Consider the following 25,441-nt stretch of genomic DNA (forward strand, 5'->3'; position numbering starts at 1 on the left):
TAGCCGGTAGATTTTATAAATTGGTATTAAAGATGAGTGATGATAAAAGGATAAAATTGCTATACCGAGTTGAGCCTGGGTGCTTGGGGCCAACTGGTCAGGATTTCATCGAGGGCTTTTGTAATTTTGCAAATGAGAAAATCAAACCCCCCGTGTACGCGTTGTTCAGTTTTGTGCCGCGTTACGATAAATCGTTGCCAGAAAGAGAATATAAGGTAGGGAATAAAAACCTGTCGGAGCAGCAGGTTAGTGCTTACTTAGGTCGTCTTGAAAAGGATAAAAATCAGTTTGAAGAACAAATAGATGAGTTACTTTCTCACGCCATTGATGCTTATTTAAAGCGCACTAACAAGACGTGAACCCTACACAGGTAATTATATGATACGTGTATTGATATGTATTTTTGCACTAATTTCAAGCAGTAGCTTTGCTGAAACAATTAGATATGTGGACGCAACAGCGCTGCGAAATAACCCGAATAACATGTACTTTGTAAAGGTGCTGGAGTTGGCACTCGCCAAAGCTAAAAAAGATACCGGTACAGAGTGGCTACAGCCGTTGGATGTGATGATCACACAAAAACGTCAGTTAATTGAACTAAAAAAACAAAACATTGATGTAATGTGGACCATGTCTTCGGCGCAGCGAGATCAGCAAGCATTGGCTGTACCTGTACCATTGGCATTTGGGAGCTATGGGTTACGATTGTTGGTGATCAACAAAGGTGATCAACATGTATTTAGCAGGATTGAAAAAGCTGAGCAACTAAAAAGGCTCACCGCACTGGTTGGTCGAGACTGGCCAGATAAATTAATTCTACTAGATAATGGCTATCGAATCGATGACTCCAGTAACGAGGAGCTATTGTATGGCGTATTACAAAAGGAAAATGCTCACTATTTCCCAAGGGCTGTGACAGAAGCAAATTCAGAGCTTTCGGTATTGAACAACAAACAATTGATGATAGCACCTAGGCTCGTAATGCAATACCCTGCGGTAATGTACTTTTATGTTCGAAAAGGCAACTTAGCATTGGCCAAAAAGTTAACGGAAGGATTAAATGCAGCGCTAAAAGATGGAAGCTTGGAGGAGTTGTTTTTTTCATTTGAACATCATCGCAAAGCGTTTGCTGCGTTTGATTTCACGCAAGCTGAGTTTATTCAATTGGACAACAGACAGCTTAGTGCATCCGTAGATCTTGAACAGATCTACAAGATGCAAAATCGGTTGATTGGTAACGCGTCTAAATACCTTCAATCATCTCATTAAAGCCTGCATTGTCGTGCAAACTGGCGAACGCTGCTTCATGAAGTAATTCATTTTTTAGATTTGGCGCATATTCTAAAGCCATGCGAATGTCGGCCATTGCGTCAGCATGTTGGTGCAACATAGCGTAAGCGCAGGCGCGTTGCCAGTAAGCATAGCCATAGTCGTTATCCATTTCTAATGCTTGATTGCACAACTGAATAGCGACACCAGTTTGCCCAAGTTCCAACAGCGCATCTGCTTTATAGGCGATGGCTTCCACATCTTCAGGCTTACGCTTTAAGATCTCGTCATAAATTTCAATTTTGGAGTTCATGTCGCTTTCTAAGTTGGCTCTCATCCACAGCGAGTGAACTTCATTGGTTATGGTTATCTTCTTGTGGTTATTAAGGATCTCTTCTGAACGCTCTTTAAGTTTAGATTCTAAGACTTGCAGCCGTTGTTCATACTCTTGTGTAATATTGCCAACACGTTCTTTGACTAAATCTTCTACTTTGCTTTTGATATCTCGTAGTGAGTTCCAACCAACTACTACCAAAATAGATGCCGTGGCAGTAATAATAAACAACACGTTATTAATCGTATCTGTGGTGTATGTCAGTGCCCGATCTGCGGCATCTAGCTGGCTATGGGTAACTTGCTTGGTCAAATCTTCTCTGAGTTTCTGCTGGTCATAACGAACTGATTTGAGCTCATCTAGGATGTATCGTTCGAGCAGTGGTCTGTACATGGGCTCTTTTAACTCATTGAGCACTTGCTGTTGCTGTGCCTCAGTTTGAGTGGTTTGTTGGGCATTTGCGCCTGCGCTGAAGATAATAGCGCATAATACAAAGAAGAGTGATTTCATAGCTGACTATACTTTAAGTTAATTCAGGTTGCATGGTGCATTAAGTAGCATAAAAATGCAAAATCATGTGGCGAGTTTGAGTCTCTTTATCGCTGGTTTTGCAATATAAGTCAGCTATGCGCATAATAGTGGACCGTAAATCATAGTGAGCAGCGAAATGAGAATATATTGGATTTTGTTGTTACTGCTGCCTTGCTTTAGCAATGCACAACTTCTGCTGAATGTGGTAACCGAAGAGTGGGTACCCTATAACTTCACCAATGAAAAGGGTGAAATCGTTGGCCGTGCGACCAAGAAAGTCAGAGAAGTGTTAGATGCAGCTGATGTGCAATATGAGATCCGCAGCTACCCGTGGGCGCGATCGATGAAGCTGGCACAAAGTAACAAAAACACTATGATTTACTCGATATACCGAACCCAAGAGCGAGAAAACCTATTTCAGTGGGCCTGTCCATTGCTCAACCCTGTAAAAGAATACTTGTTTAAGCTGCGTACCCGAGACGATATTCACATTGAAAGCCTTGAAGATGCTAAAAAGTACACCATTTCTTTGGTGCGAGGCAGTGTTTCTCATGAGTATCTATTAGAAATGGGGTTTAAAAATGGGGTAAATCTGGATTTAACAGCCGACCCAAGCGCGAGTCCGCGTAAGCTATTAGCCAGAAGAGCCGACTTTATCATCACCACAGAATACACCGCATACGAAAGAATGAGAGAGCTTGGCCATCCATATGAGCTATTGGAGGCCGTGCATGAGGTTAAAAATGCCAATGAGCGCCGTGCGTGTATGGCTTTTAGTAAAGACACCAACGCCAAGCTAGTGTCGCGTATTCGTAAGGCACTAGCAGAGCACAATACACGATTTATTGGCCCTTGATAGGGCGTTACAATTGTGCAGCTTGTTCAATGACGATGCTGTGGCGCTGGGCTAAGCGCTGATGGTCTTTGTCATACCCACCACCAATTACAGTCGCGACGGGGATACCGTATTGTTGACAGGTTTTTAATACCAAAGCATCGCGTTTGGCTAGCCCCTGCCAACTAATATTGAGCTTGCCTAACGAGTCATGCTCCCATACATCTACACCAGCATCATAGAGTACAAGCGATGGCGTTAAATCTTGTAATAACCCCGTTAAGACTTCTTCAACTTTGGCTAAATAAACCGAGTCTGAGGTGTGATTATCTAACCCGATATCTAAGTCACTATCATGTTTGCGAAACGGAAAGTTCTTTTCACAGTGTATCGAGCAGGTAAACACATAAGGGTTGTGTTTAAGTAGTGCCGCAGTGCCATCACCTTGGTGCACGTCTAAGTCAAATATGAGGATGTTGCGAGCCAGACCTTCGTTGATAAGAGTTGTGGCCGAAAATGCAAGATCATTCACCATGCAATAGCCAGATCCAAAATCATAATGGGCATGGTGGGTGCCACCAGCAAGATGGCACGCGATACCATGTTTAAGTGCAAGTTTAGCTGCTTTCAACGTGCCCAAGGGGGCGGTGAAGGTTCGCACCATTAGCTGCTCTGACCAAGGCAAGCCGATACGACGCATGGCCTTAGGGCAAAGTCGATTGTGCCACAAATCCCACAGATAATTATCGCAATGGATCAGTTCTAAGTGGTCGGGCGTCCCTAATTTTGGCGTGTAGACATTGTCTCGTATCAGCCCTTTAGTTAAACATTGCTCGTATAGGCGGGCAAATTTGCTCATTACAAAGCGATGCTGAGGATCAAAACTAAACGAGTAGTTTTCATGATAGACCAGTGGCAGGTTAGGATTAAATGTCATTGATTCACCTGTTGCAACGGCAAAATTAACGATGGAGCTGTGTTGCAGATAGGGTATAATATCGCGCTTTCGGCGCAACTACGAGCGCATTGCAGACATTTGACTCCATTTACACTGGCAGTGAGTAGTAACATACATGATAACTGAAGTTTTAGCGATAGATGATGAACATAGCTTGGACAAAGCACTTGAAGCGTTACGTTTAGGCGAATTGGTGGCTATTCCAACAGAAACGGTTTATGGCTTGGCTGCCGATGCAAATCAGCCGCAGGCGGTGAGTAAAATTTTTGCAGCCAAAGGTCGACCTGCGGATCATCCGCTGATAGTCCATGTTGATAGTGTTGAAAAAGTCGGTCGCTGGGCAGCATATGTACCTGAGTGTGTGGCAAAGCTTGCAGATGCTTTTTGGCCTGGGCCATTGACACTCATTTTACCAAAAGCCGAACATGTATCCACCGTCGTCACCGGTGGCCACAACACAGTAGGAATACGTGTGCCGAATCAAGCAGGTGTACTTAAGCTATTGAATAGGCTTGATTCTGGGTTGGCAGCCCCATCTGCAAATCCCTATAAACGTATTAGCCCGACCACTGCTGAACAAGTGATGTATGGGATGGATGGAAAAATCGCGGCGGTATTAGATGGTGGCCCATGTGAAGTGGGGTTAGAGTCAACAATTTTGGATATCAGTACCCAAGAGCCGCGAATTTTGCGCGCAGGTCCCGTTACTAAATCACAGATTGAAGCTGTATTGGGCTGTGAAGTGAGCGTGCCGCAAAGCCACAATGTAGCGGTGCCGGGTAATGTTAAGGCGCACTATCAACCCAGCAAACCTGTACAATTATTATGTGGTGAGGTCTTGGCCTCGACTTTAGCTGAAGTATCGCCCAGTGCACAAAATGATATCGCGGTTTTATATTATTCGCAGCAGTTACAAACTGCACTTGAAGGTAACGAAGCCGTGACAATGAAGCTTTCTGCCAATAAAGCGCACTATGCGCAAAATCTATATTATGCGTTGCATCAATTGGATCAAGCTGATGTCACACAGATTTGGGTGGAATTACCACCAAACGATGAAACATGGCTAGACGTTCATGATAGGTTGAGTCGATCAGCAGCCAAGTAGTTGTTAGTTAGACTTTTATTGGTCATTTTTAATCGGTCAATACACGTTGTTTGAGTCTTTTTATACTGTTTTAAGTATTGTTTGATTTTTTATTGCATACGTATTCAACGGGATAAATGTGAAACGGTGCTCTACATTGTTATCGGTTTGTAAATAACGCAAAATAACAAAGAGCACATTATGACAACATTAAATAAAATATCTAAAGCATCGCTGATTAGTGGTGCAGCACTGCTAAGTCTAGCGCAATCTGTGCAAGCACAGCCCACCACTTTCGTGCATTTATTTGAATGGTCTTGGCCCGATGTCGCGCAAGAATGTGAAACCTTTCTCGGCCCTAAAGGGTATGCTGCCGTACAAGTGTCTCCGCCAAATGAACACATTAAAGGTGATCCATGGTGGACACGTTACCAACCTGTGAGCTATCAACTACAAAGCCGTGGTGGCAGTGAAGCTCAGTTCAAAGAGATGGTTAGTCGTTGTAAGTCAGCGGGTGTTGATATTTATGTTGATGCGGTAATAAACCACATGGCCGCAGGCAGTGGTGAAGGCGTTGCCGGTAGTGTCTATGGTGATAAGTACTTTCCAATGTATAGCCCACAAGACTTTCATGAGAGTTGTGCAATCAATGGTGAAGATTACGGAAATGATCCGTGGCGGGTGCAAAACTGTGAGTTAGTAGGGCTTGCAGATTTGGACACCGATGCACCGTATGTACAGTCGCAGTTATCAGGCTATTTAAATTCTCTAGTTGCAGCAGGCGTTGCTGGGTTTAGGCTCGATGCATCAAAGCATATGCCCGCAGGAGACATTGCCAGTATTCTTTCTCAAGTAAATGGTAGTCCACTTGTCTTTCAAGAGGTGATTGATCAAGATAGTGAGGCGGTCAGTGCTAGCGAGTACTTTGGCAATGGGCTTGTTACGGAGTTTAAATACACCACTAAACTGGGTGAAACATTTAAAAGTGGCAAACTCGCATGGTTGAGTAATTTTGGTGAAGCTTGGGGCATGATGCCAAGTTACAAAGCGGTGGTATTTGTCGATAACCATGATAATCAACGAGGCCACGGTGGTGCGGGTAATGTGGTCACTTTTGAAGATGGCAAGCTGTACGATTTAGCAAATGTGTTTATGCTAGCCTATCCATATGGCTACCCAAAAGTGATGTCTAGCTACGAGTTTAATCATGACAGCGATGCTGGTGCGCCAGCGGTGCCTGTACATGACAATGGGCAGCTTAACTGTTTTGCACAGCAATGGCAGTGTGAGCATCGTCACGACTTTATTTCAGGGGCCGTGGATTTTCGTAACAATACCACCGGACACTGGCAAGTAAGTAACTGGTGGGACAATGGCAATAATCAGATTGCTTTTTCAAGAGGAAGCGAAGGCTTTGTTGCTATCAACCGAGAATCGGGCGCGATGCAGCAGTACTTACAAACTGGACTAGCACAAGGCGTATATTGTGATGTACTCAGTGGTCAGCTCAGCGAAGATAAGCAAACGTGTACAGGGCGACAGGTTTTAGTCAATGAGCAAGGGCAAGCTTTGATCTCTTTGGCTGCTATGGATGCGATAGCAATACATCATAATGCTAAAACCCTAAGTGATGCCACACCGCCAACCATGCAGCGCACCATCGTATTTATCAAAGCGCTAACCGAAGCGGGTCAAGACATGTTTATTCGCGGTGGCATTGACCACGGTTATGCGCAAACACTAGGTCGAGACTGTTCACTTAATGCCAATGATTGTGCTTTGCAAATTATTCACAACAATTTGAAAAATGCCACCACCAATGTCTGGAAAGCGGGTGATAACTACCTAGATTGGGGGGCTTATGAAGCGGGCCAAGATACATCAGCACAAGGCAGTCCATTGGATTGGACAACAGACTTATGGCCAAGCGAATGGGGAACTAAACGCACCGTTGAACAAGATGGATATGGTGAAACGCCGCTTAACCAATATGGTGCTCACTACTGGATGTTGGATGTACAAATGGATTGTTCAAACACCGTAAATGGATGGTTTGAGTTAAAAGCCTACGTTAAGAATGGTCAAGGCTGGGAAGGTGATATTGCCCAAGCAGATGCGCCATACTCTAGCAACAATCATTTTGCACAATGTGGTAAAATCAATGTCTTTGAGTTTGGTTCAAACAATGTGTACTACACAGATTTATAATTAAAAGTAGACAATAAATGATGAAAAGTGGCCCCTATGAGGGTCACTTTGATTTTGTGTCATCAATAAGGCAGTGTTCATTAAGTAAGTCTTTTGGCACATGTTTTTGTGGTCTTATTCGATTATATCGTGCCACTTGGTTGGCGAAGTGTTCACTCAACCATCGAACATTCACCATATCAACATACTGTTGCATGGACTGTTGTTGGCCATGTTCAAACAAAAAGTCACCATGCTCAATAGCGTAGGCTAAACGTTGTAGGTGTACTTCATTTGGGGCTTCTAACATGTTAACTAGCGCACGCATAATGACAAAGTGATAATAGTAATGATGATTGTTGTTCGGTACTGCAAAAATTGTTTGTCTTACAGAGTTTTGATAGCGCCAAAACTGTGCAAAGTCACCAAGTAAAACCTCAGTATTGAGCAAGTTCAAACCAATTCTTGCCGCGGTCTCAGTCTCATTTGCCAAGCTTAAATCACGATATAACTCCTTGAACAAGTCTCTAGCTTGATAGAGCTGGTTGTTATCAAGCAGATTATTAGCCACATTAATTTTTACACGTAAACGCTGTTGTTCATCTGTAGCAAGTAACTTTGCTTCTTCGAGGATCTGCTTTGCTTTATCATGCTGCTTTAGGTGTACCATCGCAGACTGTAAATTAAGCAAGGTGTGAAAGCGAAAATGGGGATCGTTTTGATTAAGGTCTAATGCACATCGATATGCAAAAATAGCATCTTGGTAATGGCCATTGATACGCATTAAAACTCCCATATTACTGATTATCTTAGCTTTATGATTGTCTATAATGGGTTGCCATAGCGGCTGGGAGAGCTTAACTGAAATGTCATTGGCTAATTTGGGTTGGTTGCTGACTATCGCGGCTCTTAACGTGAGCTGATAAAATTGTGCTGACCCAGTATTGGCTGGCAAATTTGTATGCTGGTAGTAGCGCTCGGCAAGCTCAGCAGGCTCTTGCATAAACTGAGACTTTAGTTCAGCTAAATCGGGTGGCGTGCTCTGTATCAAACCAATTAAAAACGCAAAATTTAATAGCACATCTACTCCAGCTATAAGACAAGGTGCCAATGAGGCGAATGTTGCAGATTTAACTTTATGTAAAAGTTACTCAGATAAACGCAGTGTAACATCGAATAATTAATCGTAAAGGAAATAACAACAATGTGGATAAAAAACGTACCACTTGTGGGCCGCTGGGTTACTCTAATACCACTGGCTATGGGGCATTCGGAGGCGTTAAAAAATGCTGTGCAAGATGGTGAGTCTTGGCGTCTTTGGTATGCAAATGTGCCTAAACCGGAACAAATGGATGACTATGTCGCGGATGCGATAGTCGGCGCTGAACAAGGTAATGTCGCGTATGCTGTGATCAATAATCAAAGTCAACAAATTGTCGGAACGACCCGTTATTATCAAGTGGATGGTGACAACCGCAGGGCAGCTATTGGCTATACATGGTATGCAAACTCTGCTCGCCGTACTGCGATTAATACCGAAGCTAAATTGTTATTACTAGAGAACCTGTTTGGGCAATGCAATGCGGTAGCAGTTGAGTTTCGTACGCACTTTTTAAATCATACATCACGCGGGGCAATTGAACGCTTGGGCGCTAAATTGGATGGCATATTACGCGCACATCAAATTATGAGGGATGGTTCGTTAAGAGACACCGCCGTCTATTCGATAGTTGCTAGTGAATGGCCCGCTGTTCGCAATAATCTCAAGTACAAATTGTCCTCAAGGATGTAATGAAATGTAGCCAAACGGTGCTTATACTTTGCAATTTTCAACCAATCCTTACAGTTAATTTGTGTCAATTTCTTTATGCTAATCCAATCTGACTCGGAGTTCAGGACAATAGATTAATGACACGATTAGTAGGGATTGATGTTGCAAGGGCGCTGGCTTTATTTGGCATGGTTATCGTGAATTTTAAGCTGGTTATGGGAGTACAGGAGGATGACTCTGCGCTGTATTACATCACCAGTTTATTAGAAGGGCGAGCTTCAGCATTATTCGTGATTTTAGCCGGTGTGGGTCTGAGATTTATGGCGACTCACGATGCGCAAACACGGCGACTGCCTTTGGTGCGTTGGCAGATTTTTAAGCGGGCCATTGTCTTATTTGGTATCGGTTTAGCATACACGCCGATTTGGCCCGCTGATATTTTACACTTTTATGGACTTTATTTTGTTGTTGCTGCGTGTGTGATCTCCTTCTCAAATCGTTCGCTGTTGTGGGTATGTGCTGGTTTAATAGTGGGTTTTGTATTGCTGTTAAGCTTGCTTAATTATGAGCAGGGCTGGAACTTTGAGAGGTTAGTCTATAAAGACATGTGGTCATGGCAGGGCATGTTTAGACACTTATTATTTAATGGCTTTCACCCTGTCTTGCCATGGGCTGCATTTTTAGTCTTTGGCATTTGGCTTGCCCGACAGCCTTTATTGGATAAATCTTTTCAACACGCCGCTTGCAAGCGAGCTTTGACAATATTAATACTAATGGAAACGACATTGTGGCTGTTGCGTAGTTGGCTTGAACTTGATAACACAGACAAGGACCTTAGCGTGCTGTTGTCATCGCAAATGATGCCGCCTTTGCCAACGTATATGGTTTCAGCTAGCTGCTCTGCGATTTTGGTCCTAATTGGGTGTATATGGATTGCACAGAAGTGCCGCCAGCACCGTGTTTTTAAGCATCTTGCTCAGGTAGGTCGGTTGTCATTAACGTTTTATGTGGCACACGTACTTATTGGTATGGGCACTTTAGAGGCATTAAATATGCTGGGAGGTCAAACAATAGAAACCGCGATTTTGTGTGCAGCAATATTTTGCTTGGCTGCGGTATTGGTCAGCACATTATGGCTTGCAAAATTTAAAGCAGGCCCACTTGAGGCGCTATTTAGAGTGATCACAAAGTAAGCATGTCATGCGAGTGCGTTATTCAATATCTTGAAAATAACATTAATCGTCACTATTTATAAGTATCACTCAGCGCTGCTGATGCACACAGCGGGCTGAGACAGTCAGATAATACAGTTAAGGCGCAGGCATGAATCCTATTTTAGCAATTTTAAAAGAACATAATATCAGCGATGAACAAGTGAATGAGTTGTTCCAGACGCTCACAGAGAATCCAATGATGGCTATGGGGGTTATTTCATCGCTAGGTATTCCCCCTGAAAAGCTACAGCAGTTAATGGGGTTGGTGATGCAAAATCCAGCACTCATAAAAGAAGCTGTTGATGAGCTGGGTTTAGACTTTGCTAAAGTTGAACAAGCGAAAGCAAAGCTCAATCAATAATCCACTTTTGCTACGGCGAGGTCCCAGCTCGCCGTTGTCTTCATACAGAACACACATCGCACCACTACAAATCACCCAATTAGTTTGAGCAAAAACATTGAATGATAAAAGTGAGCAGCGCTACCGCTTTCATTCGTTTAGGGTCTGAGTTATCATGCATAAAAATCGTAATGGGAATTATTGCTAATTACAATAAGTGGTTTAGCCTATGACTTTAAACGAATTAAAATTTCAGCAAAAAGCGGTAATAGCCGCTTTGAATCATCAAGATATTGCGTTAGCAAGTCGTATTATGGCTTTGGGGTTGGTCCCTGGAGAGACAATAGAGCTTATGAATGTGGCCCCCATGGGATGCCCGTTGCAGGTCAAAGTAGGCGATACGCTAGTAAGTGTGCGTAAAAGCGATGCAAGCTTGATAGCACTGCAAACAGCCAAGTAGGGGAAAAAATGAAAATTGCATTAGTTGGTAACCCTAACTGTGGCAAAACGACGGTATTTAATCGTCTGACAGGGTCTAAACAAAAGGTTGGGAACTGGCCAGGTGTAACAGTTGAGCAAAAAGTAGGGCAGTTTTCACTGACTGTTGAAACGGGTGCCAAAGAGGTTGAGCTAATTGATTTGCCGGGGTTGTATAGCCTTGAGCAAATAGATGCTGGGCAGGATGAGCAGATTGCGATTGACTTTTTACACAATGGTGACGCAAGTCTTATCATCAATATTGTTGATGCCGCAAACCTTGAGCGTAACCTGGTGTTGACCACTCAGTTGCAAGAGTTGGGTGTGCCCATGGTAGTGGTAGCAAATATGGTGGACGTGGCCACCCAGCGTGGTAAAACGTTAAATGTTGATTTGCTAAGTGAGCGCTTGGGTTTCGCCGTTGTGGAAATGGTCGGCTCGACGGGGAAAGGAGCAGATACGCTTAAACAGGCGCTGTCCAAGGCGATAGAAAGTAATGAGCCTGCGCCTTCAATATCGTCTGAAAAACCATGCGAAGAAACCGATCCAATTAAGCAAACCACTGAGCGATACAAAAAAGTGCGTGGTTTAACGCAAGGCGTGAATGTGATTTCTCCTCAGCGCTCAGACATCACCGACAGCATAGATAAAATCGTACTGAATCGCTTTTTAGGTGTGCCAATCTTTCTTGGGATGATGTATCTGATGTTTACCATCGCGGTAAATTTTGGCGCAGTATTTATTGATTTTTTTGATATTTTTGTCGGCGCGCTGTTAATCGATGGCGTTAAAGAGGCACTCGGTGCTATCAATGCGCCCACTTGGCTTGGGGTTATATTGGCAGATGGTTTTGGTGCCGGTATACAGCTAGTTGCAACATTTATTCCTGTGATTGGCGTGTTATATCTGTGTTTATCTTTGCTTGAAGACAGTGGTTATTTATCTCGTGCAGCGTTTGTCATAGACAGGTTAATGTCGTCCATTGGTTTGCCTGGTAACGCGTTTGTACCACTTATCGTTGGCTTTGGCTGTAATGTGCCTGCGGTGATGTCAGCACGTACCATGAACCGTGAATCAGACCGTTTATTAACCATCATTATGGCACCCTTTATGTCATGTGGTGCGCGTCTAACGGTTTATGCTTTATTTGCTGCGGCATTTTTTCCAACCAACGGCGCCAATGTGGTATTTGCACTTTATTTGTTGGGTATCGTTGTTGCCATAGGCAGTGGTTTTGTATTTAGAAAACTGGTGTTCACCGGTGAGAAAACGCCTTCATACACTGAAATGCCCGCCTATCACTTGCCGGTATGGCGCAATATTTGGCTAACCACTTGGCATCGCTTGAAGAGCTTTGTGATGCGAGCGGGTAAAACAATCGTGCTGGTTGTCGTGTTATTGAGTTTAGTAAACTCAATTGGTACGGATGGCAGTTTTGGCAATGAAAACACCGAACGTTCGGTGTTGGCAAAAGTTGCTCAAGTGGTGACTCCGGTATTAAAACCGCTTGGTATTGAAGAGGACAACTGGCCTGCAACTGTGGGTGTGGTGACAGGCTTATTTGCTAAAGAAGCGATAGTCGGTACTTTGGATGCGTTATATATTGGTGAAGGTGAGCAAGCAAGCGAGTATTCGTTGGTAAACTCAACAGTGGAAGCATTGCAGACCATCCCTAGCAACTTCATTGATTTGCTTAGTAACTTAGGCGATCCGCTCGGTTTAGGCGCATTAGATGAAACGGATGCCAACAGCAACGCGTTACTGACGCAAATGGCCAGCCAGTTTAACGGCCAGTTGGGAGCCTTTAGCTACCTTGTTCTGATCTTATTGTATACCCCATGTGTTGCGGTGTTAGGTGCGGTTAAGCGTGAATCTGGCGCTCGTTGGATGTGGTTGGTAATAGGCTGGACAACGTCTTTAGCGTATATTCTATCAACCAGTATTTATCAGATAGCCAACTTCGCCCAGCAACCTCTGTTTGCCAGTGTTTGGTTGCTCGCAATGGCGGCTATTACACTTGCATGGTGGGCAGGTTTGAGAGGCTTAGGCAAGCAGTTAAACCAACCGCCAACGTATCAAATAAATTTAGGTTAGCAAGCCTTGAAAAATCCAGAAGCGGCGCATTGTGCGCCGTTTTTTTATGGCTTTTTCGAGACTCACAACGCGTAATTCCGCCCCATTATTGGCATTTGCCCCAAGACGTACTAAAGCTTGTTATCTATGAATTAAAAGTTCTCGGTTGGCGGTCTAGTGCCATATCTGAAATTTATAAGAGAAAGCTATGTTAGATAAGTATGAAAATTGCGCGATTAAGGCATGTTTAGCATTGAGTTTGCTATTTTTGGGTGTGTCGTTCATGTTGGATGGCAACACCAAGGGCATGACTATTTTGTTGGACTTTTATCATTTGGAGTCAATGCTATCCCCCCAAGCTATGGGGCTAATCACCGGAGGTGTATTGGTGGTGACGGCGGTGATGGTGGCGCTGGCAAGGGAGGCTAAATCAAACCTCATCACTGCGGGGGCACTGCTATTTATTGCTGTGGTAGCCTTGCTTACTTTGCTAAGTCCAAGTCGTTATCTTCAGGATTTAGGGGGCTTTCCTATTCTTGGTTCGGGGCAGGGGATCATAAAATATGCTGCACTTATACCGCTGGTATTAAGTATTTATTTATACAAACGTTTTTCTTTAAAACAATTGGCTTGGCTGAACTACCTGAGCGTTGCAATGGTGTTGTATTGGATTGGTGGCTTAAAGTTTTTTGAATTTGAAGCCAAGGGCATTGTATCTTTGGTAAGCACATCGCCTTTTATGTCTTGGTTGTACGATGTATTTTCTGTGCAGCAGGCATCCAATATTATTGGTGTGTTTGACGTGTTTTTTGCCTCATTATTGGGGCTTGGGCTGTGGCTTAAACGACCAAATATACTCTGGGCCGGAATACTTGGCTGTGGATCGGTGTTTGTCATGACACAAACGTTTTTATTGTCGGCGCAAGGGGCCTTTAGCGCTCAAACTGTGCTCGGGGGGCTTGGGCAGTTTGTGATAAAAGACTTGTGGTTTATTGCCAATTTGCTGGTGATTATTTGTTATACCAAGCAACTTGCCAACGCGCACTAAAGTAGGGTTAGGTGGTGGAGAGCATAATGCTGGTTTCACTGTTTAAAATGCCATGAATGGTTCGCACTTCACGTAGTACCCCATCAAAAGCGGTCAAATTGGCCGCTTTGATTTCTGCGATGAGATCCCACGCGCCATTGGTGGTATGTATTCTCACTAGCTCAGGAATGCCTTTTAGCTTTTGGATAACTTGTGAGGTTGATTGACCCGTCACTTCAATCATCATAATCGCACGCACTGAATCACTGTCTATTTCTTCGTGCACTCTAACCGTAAAACCTAAAATCGCCCCACTGCTTATTAACCGGTCTAATCGGTTTTGAATTGTCCCGCGTGAGACCTTAAGTAAATCAGCCAGTGTGGAGATGGACGCGCGACCGTCTTTGCGCAGTGCGCCAATCAGTGCTTTGTCTAACGAGTCGTAAAGGTAAGGTTGCATGGCTTTGATAAAATGAATGACGATAAGGAAAAAATAGCAATAACTAACATTTTGCACAATAGTCTTATTTAAAATGATAAAAAATAGTTCAATTTGTATAATTTTTTGACATTTTAACTGTTTAATTGGCTGGCTATAGTAACCCTGACATTATGACAACACTTTTGGAGGGGCTATGCAGCCGTTTATTTCTCATCTAAAGCAAGGTGTACCTTTGGTCGATGTGGGCACAATGCGTTCGCTGATTAACAAAGTTGGAATAGAGACATTTTTAACTGAACTTAGCGTGCGTTTAGAGCAAGATTTTGCCAGATGGCAGCAGTTCGATAAATCGGCACGCTATGCCTCACACTCCGAGTCGGGCGTGATTGAGTTAATGCCAATTAGTGACGGTGAGTTCTTTAGCTGTAAATATGTGAACGGACATCCGAAAAACACCCATGTTGGATTGCAAACCGTCGCGGCCTTTGCTGTGCTTGCCGATGTGGATACAGGCTATCCAATTTTGCTCTGTGAAATGTGCCTACTGACTGCGCTTCGCACCGCGGCCACCTCTGCGCTGGTGGCCAAGTACTTGGCACCTAAAAATACTCGCACGCTGGCATTGATTGGCAATGGAGCTCAGTCTGAATTTCAAGCGCTTGCCTTTAAAGCATTGCTAGGTGTGACGCATATTCGTTTGTTTGATATTGATGTTAACGCATCTCACAAAGTGAAGAAGAATCTAGCAGACAGCGGCTTAACAGTAGATATTTGCAGCAGTGCCACAGAGGCCATCAAAGGGGCTCAGGTGATCACAACCTGTACCGCCGACAAGTGCAATGCCACTATCTTAACATCGGATATGGTGGGCGATGGTGTACACATTAACGCCATCGGTGGTGATTGCCCCGGTAAAACTGAACTGGATGCGGATTTGCTAAAACGTGCGCAAGTATTTGTGGAATACGAACCGCAAACGCGTATTGAAGGGGATATTCAACAGCTTGAAGAGACTTTTGCCGTCACTGAGTTTCATCAATTAGTTAATGGCAAGGTCCATGGGCGAGTGGATGAGCAACAACTGACGATTTTCGATGGTGTAGGGTTTGCGCTGGAGGATTTTAGCGCTTTAAACTATGTTAATGAATTAATAGGTAAACAGGCTTCAACACGACTTGACTTAATCACTCAACAAGACGACCCTCGTGATTTATTTTCCGTGTTACAAGCAAACCCAGCAGTACAGGTTGCCGTATGAAACCAAAACAAACACCCAATGCGGTGGTGATGGTTCGCCCTCACCACTTTGTATCTAACCCGCAAACAATGCAAGACAACGCCTATCAAGTGATTGCCGACAGCCAGCATGTTAGCCAACATGCTTATCAAGAAGTCACTAATGTGGCGCAGACATTGTCGGATGCGGGCGTGACGGTGCACTTGTTTGAAGATAAAACCAAGCTGACACCCGATTCCGTATTCCCCAATAACTGGTTTTCCACACACGCTGATGGGCAATTAGTCATTTATCCTATGTATGCACCCAATCGCCGCATGGAGCGCCGCTTGGATGTGATAGAGCTGTTTCACAAGCGATATCAAGTTGAATCAGTTACAGACTTAAGCCGCCTTGCTGAGAGTGAGCTGTTTTTAGAGGGAACTGGCTCTATGGTGATGGATCATCTTCACAAAGTGGTTTATGCGGTTGAGTCAAAACGTACATGTGCTAAGTTGGTGGCACAGGTTTGTAAGCAAATTGGCTATGAACCTGTGGTATTTAACGCCTATGACGCGCAAGGGGTGGCGGTTTATCACACCAACGTGTTGATGTGTGTTGCCAGCGAGTTTGTCATGATCTGTTTGGATATGGTGCCAAAAGAGCAACGAGCAGCGTTAGAGCAGCGTTTTGCACAGCAAAATAAAGTAGTCATTGCACTCACTCCCGAGCAAATCGCACAGTTTTGCGGTAATGCGTTGGAGTTGCAAGGTCGTGACGGGCGTTTGCTCGCGCTCTCACAAACGGCATATGCTGCGCTTACTCACGAACAAAAAGCCATGATTGAGCGCTCAGCTAAACTTTTGCCTATGGCAATACCAACGCTGGAATCGGCAGGCGGATCAATCCGTTGTATGCTCGGTGGTGTACATTTGCAAAAAAGATAATAACAACAAAGCACACAGTGGTGCACAACAGGAGTCTACTATGGTGAGTGAAGTGATTGGCAGCGTTAACGCCCTATTGTGGGGAGAGGGACAACTACTGATATATATTCTGCTCTTTGCAGGTGTGTGGTTTTCAACTCGACTGGGGCTCATTCAATTGCGCCAGTTTACTCACATGTTTACGCTTCTAAAAGGCAGCTCTCAGGCAAGTGACCAAGAGGTAAGCTCTTTTCAAGCATTGTGTACCGGGTTGTCTGCTCGCGTTGGTACGGGTAATTTGGCTGGGGTGGCCGTGGCCATTTCGCTTGGTGGCAGCGGCGCTATTTTTTGGATGTGGGTGATTGCGCTTTTAGGCATGGCGACGGGCTTTGCTGAGAGCGTGCTCGGTCAGGTTTATAAGGTACGCGACAGCCAAGGGGAGTTTCGTGGTGGCCCCGCTTATTATATTCAGCTAGGACTCAACAAGCGCTGGTTGGCCGTCGTTTTCGCCATGTGTTTGTTCTTAGGCTATGGCTTTAGCTTTAGCGCCATGCAAACCAACACCATCACCGATGCCCTGTCGTTTGCTTTTGACGTACCACCGCTATACTCGGGCATTGTGATCACGGTGCTAGCAGGTTCCATCATTATGGGCGGGTTTAAGGCCATTGCCCGTTTTGCTGAGCGAGTAGTGCCTGTGATGGGAATCGTGTTTGTTTCAGCGGCGGTGCTTATTACGCTCATCAACTACGCTGAAGTACCAGCGATGATCAAAGACATTATTCTCAGTGCTTTTGGCTTGCAAGAAGCTGGCGCTGGGGCGATGGGCGCTGCGATTAAAAATGGTATTCAGCGCGGCTTATATTCCAATGAAGCTGGGGCTGGTAGTGTGCCTCATGCCTCGGGGGCGGCAAGTCCCGTACCCAACCACCCCGTAACGCAGGGGTATATTCAAATGCTCGGTGTGTTTTTTGACACTATTGTGTTGTGTAGTTGTACCGCGGTGATTATTTTGCTGGCCGATGTGGATATCAGTGGAGAAATGGAAGGGATCCGACTGACGCAAAGCGCGATGACGGCGCACTTAGCGCAAGGGGGCGTGTATTTTGTTGCCGCAGCGATCACCTTGTTTGCCTTTACCTCGGTGGTGGCCAATTTTGCTTATGCAGAAAGTAACCTACACCTATTTAAGCTCGACAATAAACTTGGACGCAGCATCTACACCGCGATGTATTTAGGCATGATGTTGTGGGGCGCAACAGCGACGCTCAAAGAGGTGTGGAGTCTTGCCGATATGGCTTTGGGCCTGATGACGCTGGTGAACATTTTTGCCATTATACAACTCACCCCAACTGTTGTGGCGCTCAGCAAAGACTATCACGACCAGCGCAAGCAAGCTAAAGAGCCCGAATTTGACCCAGCATTAGTTAAAGTACAGGGTCGATGTGAGCCGGGCGTGTGGGATAAATAACCCTTTGTTGTGCTCAAATGGAGCGAGATTATATCGTGGTTTGTAAGCATCATTGGTATAGGGCTCGCTCAAGGAATGATAAAACTCGTCGATAACAGGTGAGCACAATAACGTACAAGGAAAAGTATGAAAGTTAATAGCAATGTAATGAGCGCTGCGCGGCACGTGGCGCTTTCTAGCCAAAATAATCTCGAACTATCTTAGCATGATAAAGCCGAGAAATTGAATAACACCAAGGCTCTACCTACAGATGTTTATTATCAAGACTCGTTACAAGACCCAAAACCAACGTATGATAGGCCTGTTTCCATATCATCGAATGAAGAAGCGGTGACAAAAAGCCTTGATAAGGCGTTGGATGATATCGCCCTTGCGACCGTGCACTTATACACGCCAAGTGGTACGCTTTCTCAGTCAGTCGAAAAGATGTCAAAACAGTTCGAAGGGATCATGTCAGATTTACATAAGCAGCTTCCACAGCTAGCGAATAAGGACTGGGGCATTGCGATCACGGAATCCGGTGAATTACACGTTACTGGTTCGCTAACAGATGATGAGCGAACATTGGTTGAAAAAGCACTCAATAGTAACGATGAGTTTGTTGCCGCTGCCAATGATTTTAAGTCTAGCTATTTGAAATATATAGATATGGAAGTGCGCGGCTGGGCCAAGTATGACGTTAATGAAGACAATTTTTCACAAGTTTTTGATCTTAAAGACATACTAGACAGCTCAAAGAGCGACGAGCATTTTAAAAAAGAGTGGGGTTATGAGAGCAACTGGATGAAGTTGCACGATAACATTTCTCACCAACTAAGTAATAAAGCCAGTAAATATTGATGAGTGTGAGGGCTTCTACACGTAGAAGCCCTTAATTTATTAAGACGGATTGCTTGAGATCTTGGTCGCAGGTGTGACCAAAGGTCACGTAAGGCACGTTGTCAACACCGATACCAATAGTATCGACTCTTCCTTTTTCATCCAAACCTCTGTTAGTTGGAATGTCTATACGCCATAAACCCACCTCAACATCAGAGTGCCATTCATTTTTATAACCAAAGCTATATTCTGTGTGCTCAATACCTGTGGCATTTGGATTACAGTACAGGGTCAATGTGAGCTGGGCGTGTGGGATAAATAACCCTTTATTGCGCTCAAATGGAGCGAGGTTCTAACAAGTTAAAGTGAAGGCGATAAACATCATGAATAGACTAGGTCTGTCTGAATATCAGACTCAAGGGCGAAAATCCGAGTTTGAGGTTAATTACCTGATTTGATCAACAAGGCCGTCATCAATAGCGGAAATGGCGGCTTAAAATGGTGAGATAACCACTCTTAATCTCACCATATATTGTAAGCGACTATTGACTAAGTTTATCCCTGATAGCAGATTCGAGTTCATCAGGTTTATTAGTTCCTAATCTAATGTTTTTACCGCCTTTCAACTTAATATGAACAGCATCAAAACCTGAAACATTATAAAGCGTTCCATTACTGATTGTTCTTATACCCCAGCCTACATACCAAGGGTTTCTCACTGAATTAACCTGTTCTATTTGGTCAATTTCAATAGTGCCAGAAATTAAACCTAGCCCCATCTTCCATTTTACTTCACTATTCGAAACGCTAATGCTTAAGCTATAAAAGTTTACAGCGATCGCTATCGAAGTAGCAAATAAGAAGTATGCCGTTATACTGTTGCTTTTTATTACAAAAAGCGCAATAGACGTAATTAAAACAATGATAAATAAGAATGATAAACCATACTGAACATTATAATAGCTTTCCATATTCACTCCTGTTGTTCAAACGAGACTCCAATCCATGTTTAGCTTTATACCGGAACATTACACTAGGTAGAAATTCCGGATATCTTTGCTTTAAGTTAGCAAGTATTTTATCATCCTTGTGTAAATATACACAAGCTTGGCAGTTATGGTTGATTGTTCCTATATTTTTCTCGATATAGTCCTCTCCCATAAGTAGTTTTATGATTCTAGCGGGTCCATCAACTTTTATCCATATCTTTAAAAAGTCCTCTAATTGAGATTCATAAGCGACCTTTAAAAAGTCTTTTTCATAAATATTACCAATTTTCATTTCATTGATATGTTCGAAAGTTAAACCACAGCAGCTAGATATTCGTCCATGTGGTGTAATAACTATATTTTCGAAAACCTGCTCACACCCTGAGTCAAGGTCTTCTGGTGCTATTTGAAAACCGCGTTCGGTGTAATCTTTTTGAAATGGCATCCATGTATTACTATTAATGGTTAACTTATTATTGTTTATTAACTCCCTAATTTCATCGTTTTCTTCGAGCGAAGCTCTGCACCTTGAGTCATCAGAGTCTTTCTCGACCATAATCAGTGGTTTTATATTGAAGGTATCACAGGCTTTTACTGCATTAATTATTGTGCTTTCATCTACATATTCTTGGTGATCTAGGCCCGTACTGAAGTTAATCTCATATAGACCCGCTTCTGATAGCTTTTTAGCTACTTTCAAAGCACTTCGTTCTGTTTTTGCCCAATAACCATTAGTAACACACCTGCTTTTCAGGCCATGTGCTGATACAAGGGCGATAGCGGAAAATAGCTCTTCTTTTAGAGTAAAACACTCTCCTCCGCTAAATACTACATTCTGTAGTTTAGGAAATGTAGCCACAGCTTCATTTATACAGCTGAGTATTTCTTCTTCGCTTAGCCTTGATTTCAAATTTGGATTTGATTCAAAGCAGCATTCTTTACATGCTGCTGTGCACCGATAGGTTGGCAATATGGTTAGTGTTTTTGGCGATGTAAATTCCATGTTTTCTTACCTACTTATATTGCTTTTATAGGTGGAACGTTCGATTGAGGAGTCTATTTCAGCGATAGCACTTTCAATTATTAATGATAGAGTTTCTTCATTTTCTATTAACCCAACATTATAGGCAGCATGATAGAATGCCTTTATCTCTGTTTTTGCTAAATCTCTATATATGTAATTTTCAAAACCATTAAACCCAGCTAGATAGGCTGCACTCATTGCCGCATTTTTATTGGTTGCTATGTTTCTATCCGTTAAAGCAACGCTACCGAATTTATTATTGTCACCTATTGTTTCAGAGTGCGGTTGATATCCTCCTCCTCCTCCCCACACAGAGACTGCTGCATATACTGCTGCAACAACTGCTGCTACGACATTCGTAGCTACTGCTATATTAACTGCAACAGCTGCAAATGAGATGCATGTAACGCAAGCTTGAGGCTCTATACTGTTAGGTACTTTTGAGAAGTTTGCTAAACCATTGTTATCAAAAATCTCTTTATAACTTGATTTATTGTCATTTAAGAAGTTAGCATACTTTTTTTCTAGGGAACTGAAATCGTCTTTGCCAAGCAACCCACTGTCCATCATGATATATATTAGCTGTTCGAAGTCTTGGCGATGAGTTGCATTTCTAAATTCTGGTAGAGCGATTAGTTCTAGCACTTTAATATTTGGGTCTAACTGTATTTGTTCTTCATTTATTCCTAACTCTTTGTATATATCTGACTTGTTTGCTGAAAAGTAAGATGAGAAATCTGCATCTTCATATAAACGCTTTATCAGAGTGTTAATTTTACCTTCGGTCTCCGAGAATTGTGTATCTTTTATTTTTATTCTCAGAGTTTTGCTACTTTCATTTAACTCCACAGACCCCTTAAGGCTATCAGGCACACCATAAAGGGCATTCCCGTCATCTGAATTGAACAGGGATGATTAAAGATGCTCCAGCTAGGGCGATAGGGGTTTTTTTAACATTTTTTGACATTAGTAAAGTTCCTTTTATTACTAAATAACTTATGAATTCCATCGAGATTTTAATCATAGATCAACAGCTGCGTAAATAATATTTTGCTATTTTATTGGTTTTTATTAATTTATTTATTAATCGAGTGTTGCTGGGTTTGTTATTCTTTAATTATCCATTTTTTATGTTTAAACATTAAATTAGCGGTGTTTAAGTTGGTAGAAATGAATACTACTCGATGCACGAACTTTTTCATTTTTTAGGTACTCACTACTCTATTCATAACCAAAAAACGCCCGGAAATACTCCCGTTAGGGCTTATACTGGTGTTATTTCTTAAATCACGGAACTTCTCAGGCTTAGTGTGATCTGATCGTCAAACCCATTAGCTCAACGGTTATGATGAAAAGAAAATCAGGAAATTGGTCACAATACAATCGTTCCTTAATCCAACGCGGTAACATTAATAATGTCTGGCGAAGCGATAGCGCTATTTTCAAGTGGTAAAACACCGAAAAGACGGTGGGTGTGGTCGCTCCAATCACTATTCAGACTTGACAATTGAAACTTGGTTAACGATTAGAGCGGTCTTTAATTTACCGCTACGCGCTTTGGTGGGGTTTGTTAACTCCTTGCACATTATTATGAATACGACCTTAAAATCACTAGGCTATAGCTGTCTATGTAAGTGAAGTAATACCTTGTCAGTGCTGTCTGGACCCTCTACGAGTAAATAGTAGCGGCTTGAAAGTGTACGGTAACGGTGAATGGCACATACGAAAACACCATGCAAGTAAACGTCGACGTGGCAAAAGCTGCATTTGACAGTAGATGCAGCAAACCATGATATTGTAAGTGCTGAGCTGTCAATAGTACGAGATCGGATGGCGAAGTGCTCTGTGATTTAATGTGACCGTTACGTAGAAATATAGATAGGGTCACAAGGACTGGAGCTTATGATACTCCCAGTTGCTATAACGAAGTGGCTGCAAAGAAAGCTATTTTGCGTGTACCTCCAAATGCACAGTATTGGGGCAAAGGTCATCCGAGAGATCATGCTGTGTTTATGACGCGTCAAATAGGCTTAAAGCAATGGAAAGTTGAATCTGGCTATCATTTTCGTTCACTCGCGAGATAGCGGTGTATAGCTTTAAGCAGCTAATGGGCGACAAACTGAAGAGTCGAGGTTCTAACAATCAGCACACAGTATCCTTGGTTAAAGTGAAGGCGATAAACATCATGAATAGGCTAGGTCTGTCTGAATATCAGCCTCAAGGGCGAAAATCCGAGTTTGAGGTTAATTACCTGATTTGATCAACAAGGCCCACTTTTAAGACCTTTCCTTAGTTCTTCTTTTATATTTGCGCAAACACGCAGTTATATAAAAACCTTCATAAAATGCTCATTTCAAGCTTTGTTTGTTAACAAATAGTTGTCACATGGTTACTTAGCTGATAATTTGCGCGTATGGAATAAGGAGAGGGTACAAGTGTGTGATTAACAGGGGCAGAAAGGACAAAACAAACAATTTCAAGCTGTACGTTCAACGTTCAATAAGGCAGATGAGGCTCGAAAAAAAGTGGACACAAGAGCAGCTAGGGAAAAAGCTCGGAGTGGATCAAGCAAGTATCAGCAATTACGAGTCGGGTAAAACCGAGATGACGTGTACCCAACTTTTTGAGCTATTTTTAATTTTTGGTAAAGACTTGAGCAATGTGTTTGATTTCAAAAACTCAAATATTCAAGATGTACCTATTGAAGAACAAGAAAAGGAATAAATCACATGTATGATATTTATACGATTGTAGACCATATACACCCGTTTGTGGTGGGTCTAGGATTGCTCCTAAGCTGGAAAGTGCCTACTGCTCGTTGGTTTTTACTGTGCTACCTTTTTGTTATTTTATTCAACATCGCTGTATTTCCTACCATTATTCAGTGGAATACGCACTACTACATATGTGAGGCGCTGATTAACATTGTTTTTATATTTCCAATCCTTTATCGTAGAAACTTGGCATTGTTCCTTTATAGCAAAACAGGTATCGACTTTTATCATCAAGTATATGAAAAGCAAAAACTTTCATCACAAGAGTGTATGATCGTCGTAATGTTCATATTTGCGGTTGTTGTAAACCTAATAACTTGGTTTGAAGTGTTAGCTTACAAATACTATTGGCTAGATAATGCTTACTTTAAGCTCTATTTTAGGGACAATATTATTCTATTTATTCTGTTGGCTCTGTGTGGGTGCTTATTAACTTATGCAATAAAGGCCGAATCGAGGGAATTGAATTATGAAAACACTAAGTGAACACCTATTAAAACAAATTAAAGGGGGAACGCATTCTCGCTCTCCTGATCTCCCAGCTCGCCAACAAGCGCAGCAATTTTCTCCCCCACCGACCTACAGCGGGGGTAATTAAACCATGTGATCATCTTTTAAAAGCGCATTTTATGCGCTTTTAAATATGAATATATTTATGTTACGAATTGTGTATACCGACTGACATTATATTAATGCCCAATTTAATGTAGGTATCTATAAAACTAGAACAAAGGAATGAAATAATGAAAATACTAAGTGAACAGCTATTAAAACAAGTTCATGGGGGTGACTCTCGTTCTCCAGAACTCCCGCGCGAACAATCACAAGAGCGTTAAAAGGAACTGTTAAGAATAGCGCACTAGGTCGGCATAAGCGAAGCAATATCCGACGCTTTAACCGCATTTACGCAATCGGTGCTATGTCTTGCGTTTGATTACTTTTATTTGAACGCTCACCTGTGGCAAATGCGGTTGCTTGATGTGCGCTTACCAGTTCATCGATCCTCAGGTGAAATATGTTTTGCAGTCGCCGCAAACTCTTTTAGCTCCTCTAAAGTGTATTTTGTGTGCACTCTTTTTGTCGAGGGTGGTTGGTGATCAATACTTAATCCAGCACGCCTTGCCACTTTAGGTCTAATGGGCCTTGGTGAAAAACCGCCGCCACAATTAGGGCAGACATTTTCTAATATTTCGTCCACACACTGTTTGCAAAACGTACATTCGTAAGTACAGATCATCGCTTCAGGTGAATCTGGTGGTAAGTCTTTATCACAGCACTCGCAATTTGGTCTTATTTCTAACATGTTCTTCTAACTTCCATGGTTGTCCGTGCAGCTCAATCGCAAAAAATTCCGCAGCTTACGGGGTGAGTTTGCTTTGTTATACAGGTTACACCGTTAAAATAAAAGCGAAGGTCAATGAAGTGTCGTTACTTGTTATCCAAAGCTTAAAAGCAATATATTGCTCTGTGCAGTAGATTAACTCATAGGTGCCACCAGATAACCGTTAAAGGTGTGCGCTTGGCCCAATCCCAAGCGCTTGTTCGATATGACAACACCCATCTTGGTTAATCATCGTTATTACGCTCATGCGGTAGATCGCTAAAGTATTCTACAAACTCAACTTCAAAGCCGTCTGGGTCGATAAAATACACATTGTGGCGGTATGGGTTATCACG

27 protein-coding genes and 2 pseudogenes are annotated in these 25,441 nt (G+C 42.8%); 19 read left to right on the top strand and 10 right to left on the bottom strand.

The window, feature by feature from the left end:
- Positions 1 to 32 precede the first annotated feature (32 nt).
- On the top strand, positions 33 to 359 hold the full coding sequence (locus BET10_RS03910) for a hypothetical protein (RefSeq protein WP_070983564.1): 327 nt from the start codon (positions 33 to 35) through the stop codon (positions 357 to 359).
- A gap of 19 nt (positions 360 to 378) precedes the next feature.
- The gene (locus BET10_RS03915; RefSeq protein ID WP_070983567.1) at positions 379 to 1,269 is read left to right on the top strand and encodes a type 2 periplasmic-binding domain-containing protein; all 891 of its coding nucleotides are present in this window, start codon (positions 379 to 381) and stop codon (positions 1,267 to 1,269) included.
- On the opposite strand, the gene BET10_RS03920 is transcribed toward BET10_RS03915, so the two are convergent.
- Complete coding sequence (locus BET10_RS03920; protein WP_070983569.1) at positions 1,244 to 2,113, bottom strand: TPR end-of-group domain-containing protein; 870 nt, start codon at positions 2,111 to 2,113, stop codon at positions 1,244 to 1,246. The two genes, BET10_RS03915 and BET10_RS03920, sit on opposite strands and share 26 nt — an antisense overlap.
- A 157-nt stretch (positions 2,114 to 2,270) precedes the next feature.
- Between BET10_RS03920 and BET10_RS03925 the strand changes: the two genes are divergently transcribed.
- Positions 2,271 to 2,990, top strand: coding sequence for a substrate-binding periplasmic protein (locus BET10_RS03925; protein WP_070983571.1), 720 nt, complete (start codon positions 2,271 to 2,273; stop codon positions 2,988 to 2,990).
- Positions 2,991 to 2,997: 7 nt separating this feature from the next.
- On the opposite strand, the gene BET10_RS03930 is transcribed toward BET10_RS03925, so the two are convergent.
- Complete coding sequence (locus BET10_RS03930) at positions 2,998 to 3,906, bottom strand: histone deacetylase family protein (protein WP_070983573.1); 909 nt, start codon at positions 3,904 to 3,906, stop codon at positions 2,998 to 3,000.
- A 136-nt stretch (positions 3,907 to 4,042) separates the two neighbouring features.
- On the opposite strand from BET10_RS03930, the gene BET10_RS03935 reads away from it, so the two are divergent.
- On the top strand, positions 4,043 to 5,035 hold the full coding sequence (locus BET10_RS03935; protein ID WP_070983575.1) for an L-threonylcarbamoyladenylate synthase: 993 nt from the start codon (positions 4,043 to 4,045) through the stop codon (positions 5,033 to 5,035).
- 180 nt (positions 5,036 to 5,215) lie between these two features.
- Positions 5,216 to 7,222 carry an alpha-amylase gene (locus BET10_RS03940; protein ID WP_070983578.1) on the top strand — a complete coding sequence of 669 codons (2,007 nt, stop codon included), beginning with the start codon at positions 5,216 to 5,218 and terminating at the stop codon, positions 7,220 to 7,222.
- Positions 7,223 to 7,265: 43 nt separating this feature from the next.
- Here the strand turns inward: BET10_RS03940 and BET10_RS03945 are convergent, their stop codons facing one another.
- The gene (locus BET10_RS03945) at positions 7,266 to 8,282 is read right to left on the bottom strand and encodes a tetratricopeptide repeat protein (protein ID WP_070983580.1); all 1,017 of its coding nucleotides are present in this window, start codon (positions 8,280 to 8,282) and stop codon (positions 7,266 to 7,268) included.
- Positions 8,283 to 8,405: 123 nt separating this feature from the next.
- Here BET10_RS03945 and BET10_RS03950 point away from each other — a divergent pair, with 123 nt between their 5' ends.
- The 6 genes from BET10_RS03950 (at position 8,406) to BET10_RS03975 (ending at position 14,124) form a co-directional block, all read left to right on the top strand.
- A complete protein-coding gene (locus BET10_RS03950) occupies positions 8,406 to 8,993 on the top strand; it encodes a GNAT family N-acetyltransferase (protein WP_070983582.1) in 588 nt (195 codons plus the stop codon).
- Positions 8,994 to 9,109: 116 nt separating this feature from the next.
- The gene (locus BET10_RS03955; RefSeq protein ID WP_070983584.1) at positions 9,110 to 10,165 is read left to right on the top strand and encodes a DUF418 domain-containing protein; all 1,056 of its coding nucleotides are present in this window, start codon (positions 9,110 to 9,112) and stop codon (positions 10,163 to 10,165) included.
- Positions 10,166 to 10,295: 130 nt separating this feature from the next.
- Entirely contained in the window at positions 10,296 to 10,547 is a 252-nt protein-coding gene (locus BET10_RS03960; RefSeq protein ID WP_070983586.1) for a DUF2999 family protein, read from the top strand.
- A 208-nt stretch (positions 10,548 to 10,755) separates the two neighbouring features.
- Positions 10,756 to 10,986, top strand: coding sequence for a FeoA family protein (locus BET10_RS03965; RefSeq protein WP_070983588.1), 231 nt, complete (start codon positions 10,756 to 10,758; stop codon positions 10,984 to 10,986).
- An 8-nt stretch (positions 10,987 to 10,994) separates the two neighbouring features.
- Positions 10,995 to 13,097 carry a ferrous iron transport protein B gene (gene feoB, locus BET10_RS03970; RefSeq protein WP_070983590.1) on the top strand — a complete coding sequence of 701 codons (2,103 nt, stop codon included), beginning with the start codon at positions 10,995 to 10,997 and terminating at the stop codon, positions 13,095 to 13,097.
- A gap of 187 nt (positions 13,098 to 13,284) precedes the next feature.
- Positions 13,285 to 14,124 carry a DUF417 family protein gene (locus tag BET10_RS03975; RefSeq protein ID WP_070983592.1) on the top strand — a complete coding sequence of 280 codons (840 nt, stop codon included), beginning with the start codon at positions 13,285 to 13,287 and terminating at the stop codon, positions 14,122 to 14,124.
- A 7-nt stretch (positions 14,125 to 14,131) separates the two neighbouring features.
- Here BET10_RS03975 and BET10_RS03980 read toward each other — a convergent pair whose 3' ends face one another.
- A complete protein-coding gene (locus tag BET10_RS03980) occupies positions 14,132 to 14,563 on the bottom strand; it encodes an Lrp/AsnC family transcriptional regulator (RefSeq protein WP_070983612.1) in 432 nt (143 codons plus the stop codon).
- 175 nt (positions 14,564 to 14,738) lie between these two features.
- On the opposite strand from BET10_RS03980, the gene BET10_RS03985 reads away from it, so the two are divergent.
- The 4 genes from BET10_RS03985 (at position 14,739) to BET10_RS04000 (ending at position 18,998) form a co-directional block, all read left to right on the top strand.
- The gene (locus BET10_RS03985) at positions 14,739 to 15,803 is read left to right on the top strand and encodes an ornithine cyclodeaminase (RefSeq protein ID WP_070983594.1); all 1,065 of its coding nucleotides are present in this window, start codon (positions 14,739 to 14,741) and stop codon (positions 15,801 to 15,803) included.
- Positions 15,800 to 16,708: a citrulline utilization hydrolase CtlX gene (gene ctlX / locus BET10_RS03990; protein ID WP_070983596.1), complete on the top strand. Its 909-nt coding sequence runs from the start codon at positions 15,800 to 15,802 to the stop codon at positions 16,706 to 16,708. The genes BET10_RS03985 and ctlX overlap by 4 nt, the downstream gene beginning before the upstream one ends.
- A gap of 40 nt (positions 16,709 to 16,748) precedes the next feature.
- Positions 16,749 to 18,158: an alanine/glycine:cation symporter family protein gene (locus BET10_RS03995; RefSeq protein WP_070983615.1), complete on the top strand. Its 1,410-nt coding sequence runs from the start codon at positions 16,749 to 16,751 to the stop codon at positions 18,156 to 18,158.
- A 222-nt stretch (positions 18,159 to 18,380) separates the two neighbouring features.
- Positions 18,381 to 18,998, top strand: coding sequence for a hypothetical protein (locus BET10_RS04000; protein WP_070983598.1), 618 nt, complete (start codon positions 18,381 to 18,383; stop codon positions 18,996 to 18,998).
- 31 nt (positions 18,999 to 19,029) lie between these two features.
- Here the strand turns inward: BET10_RS04000 and BET10_RS04005 are convergent, their stop codons facing one another.
- The 4 genes from BET10_RS04005 to BET10_RS04020 form a co-directional block, all read right to left on the bottom strand.
- Positions 19,030 to 19,272 carry a hypothetical protein gene (locus BET10_RS04005; protein ID WP_070983600.1) on the bottom strand — a complete coding sequence of 81 codons (243 nt, stop codon included), beginning with the start codon at positions 19,270 to 19,272 and terminating at the stop codon, positions 19,030 to 19,032.
- Positions 19,273 to 19,519: 247 nt separating this feature from the next.
- Complete coding sequence (locus BET10_RS04010) at positions 19,520 to 19,948, bottom strand: hypothetical protein (RefSeq protein WP_070983602.1); 429 nt, start codon at positions 19,946 to 19,948, stop codon at positions 19,520 to 19,522.
- Positions 19,932 to 20,969 (bottom strand): radical SAM protein, encoded by a 1,038-nt coding sequence (locus BET10_RS04015; protein ID WP_070983604.1) that lies wholly within the window; start codon positions 20,967 to 20,969, stop codon positions 19,932 to 19,934. The genes BET10_RS04010 and BET10_RS04015 overlap by 17 nt, the downstream gene beginning before the upstream one ends.
- A 6-nt stretch (positions 20,970 to 20,975) precedes the next feature.
- Positions 20,976 to 21,839 (bottom strand): hypothetical protein, encoded by an 864-nt coding sequence (locus BET10_RS04020; RefSeq protein ID WP_070983605.1) that lies wholly within the window; start codon positions 21,837 to 21,839, stop codon positions 20,976 to 20,978.
- A gap of 496 nt (positions 21,840 to 22,335) precedes the next feature.
- Here BET10_RS04020 and BET10_RS22050 point away from each other — a divergent pair.
- The 4 genes and pseudogenes from BET10_RS22050 (at position 22,336) to BET10_RS21955 (ending at position 24,362) form a co-directional block, all read left to right on the top strand.
- Positions 22,336 to 23,250, top strand: a pseudogene (locus BET10_RS22050) (IS5 family transposase).
- A 248-nt stretch (positions 23,251 to 23,498) separates the two neighbouring features.
- Positions 23,499 to 23,714, top strand: coding sequence for a helix-turn-helix transcriptional regulator (locus tag BET10_RS21745; protein WP_237126382.1), 216 nt, complete (start codon positions 23,499 to 23,501; stop codon positions 23,712 to 23,714).
- 5 nt (positions 23,715 to 23,719) lie between these two features.
- Positions 23,720 to 24,250, top strand: a complete 531-nt coding sequence (locus tag BET10_RS04030; RefSeq protein ID WP_070983607.1) for a hypothetical protein — start codon at positions 23,720 to 23,722, stop codon at positions 24,248 to 24,250.
- Complete coding sequence (locus tag BET10_RS21955; RefSeq protein WP_276204878.1) at positions 24,234 to 24,362, top strand: hypothetical protein; 129 nt, start codon at positions 24,234 to 24,236, stop codon at positions 24,360 to 24,362. Before BET10_RS04030 ends, BET10_RS21955 begins: the two co-directional genes overlap by 17 nt.
- 396 nt (positions 24,363 to 24,758) lie before the next feature.
- On the opposite strand, the gene BET10_RS21090 is transcribed toward BET10_RS21955, so the two are convergent.
- Complete coding sequence (locus BET10_RS21090; protein WP_083330433.1) at positions 24,759 to 25,067, bottom strand: DUF1272 domain-containing protein; 309 nt, start codon at positions 25,065 to 25,067, stop codon at positions 24,759 to 24,761.
- Positions 25,068 to 25,330: 263 nt separating this feature from the next.
- Positions 25,331 to 25,441 (bottom strand): annotated as a pseudogene (locus tag BET10_RS21750) (VOC family protein); the annotation flags it as partial.

The organism is Pseudoalteromonas amylolytica, from assembly GCF_001854605.1.
Classification (GTDB): domain Bacteria; phylum Pseudomonadota; class Gammaproteobacteria; order Enterobacterales; family Alteromonadaceae; genus Pseudoalteromonas; species Pseudoalteromonas amylolytica.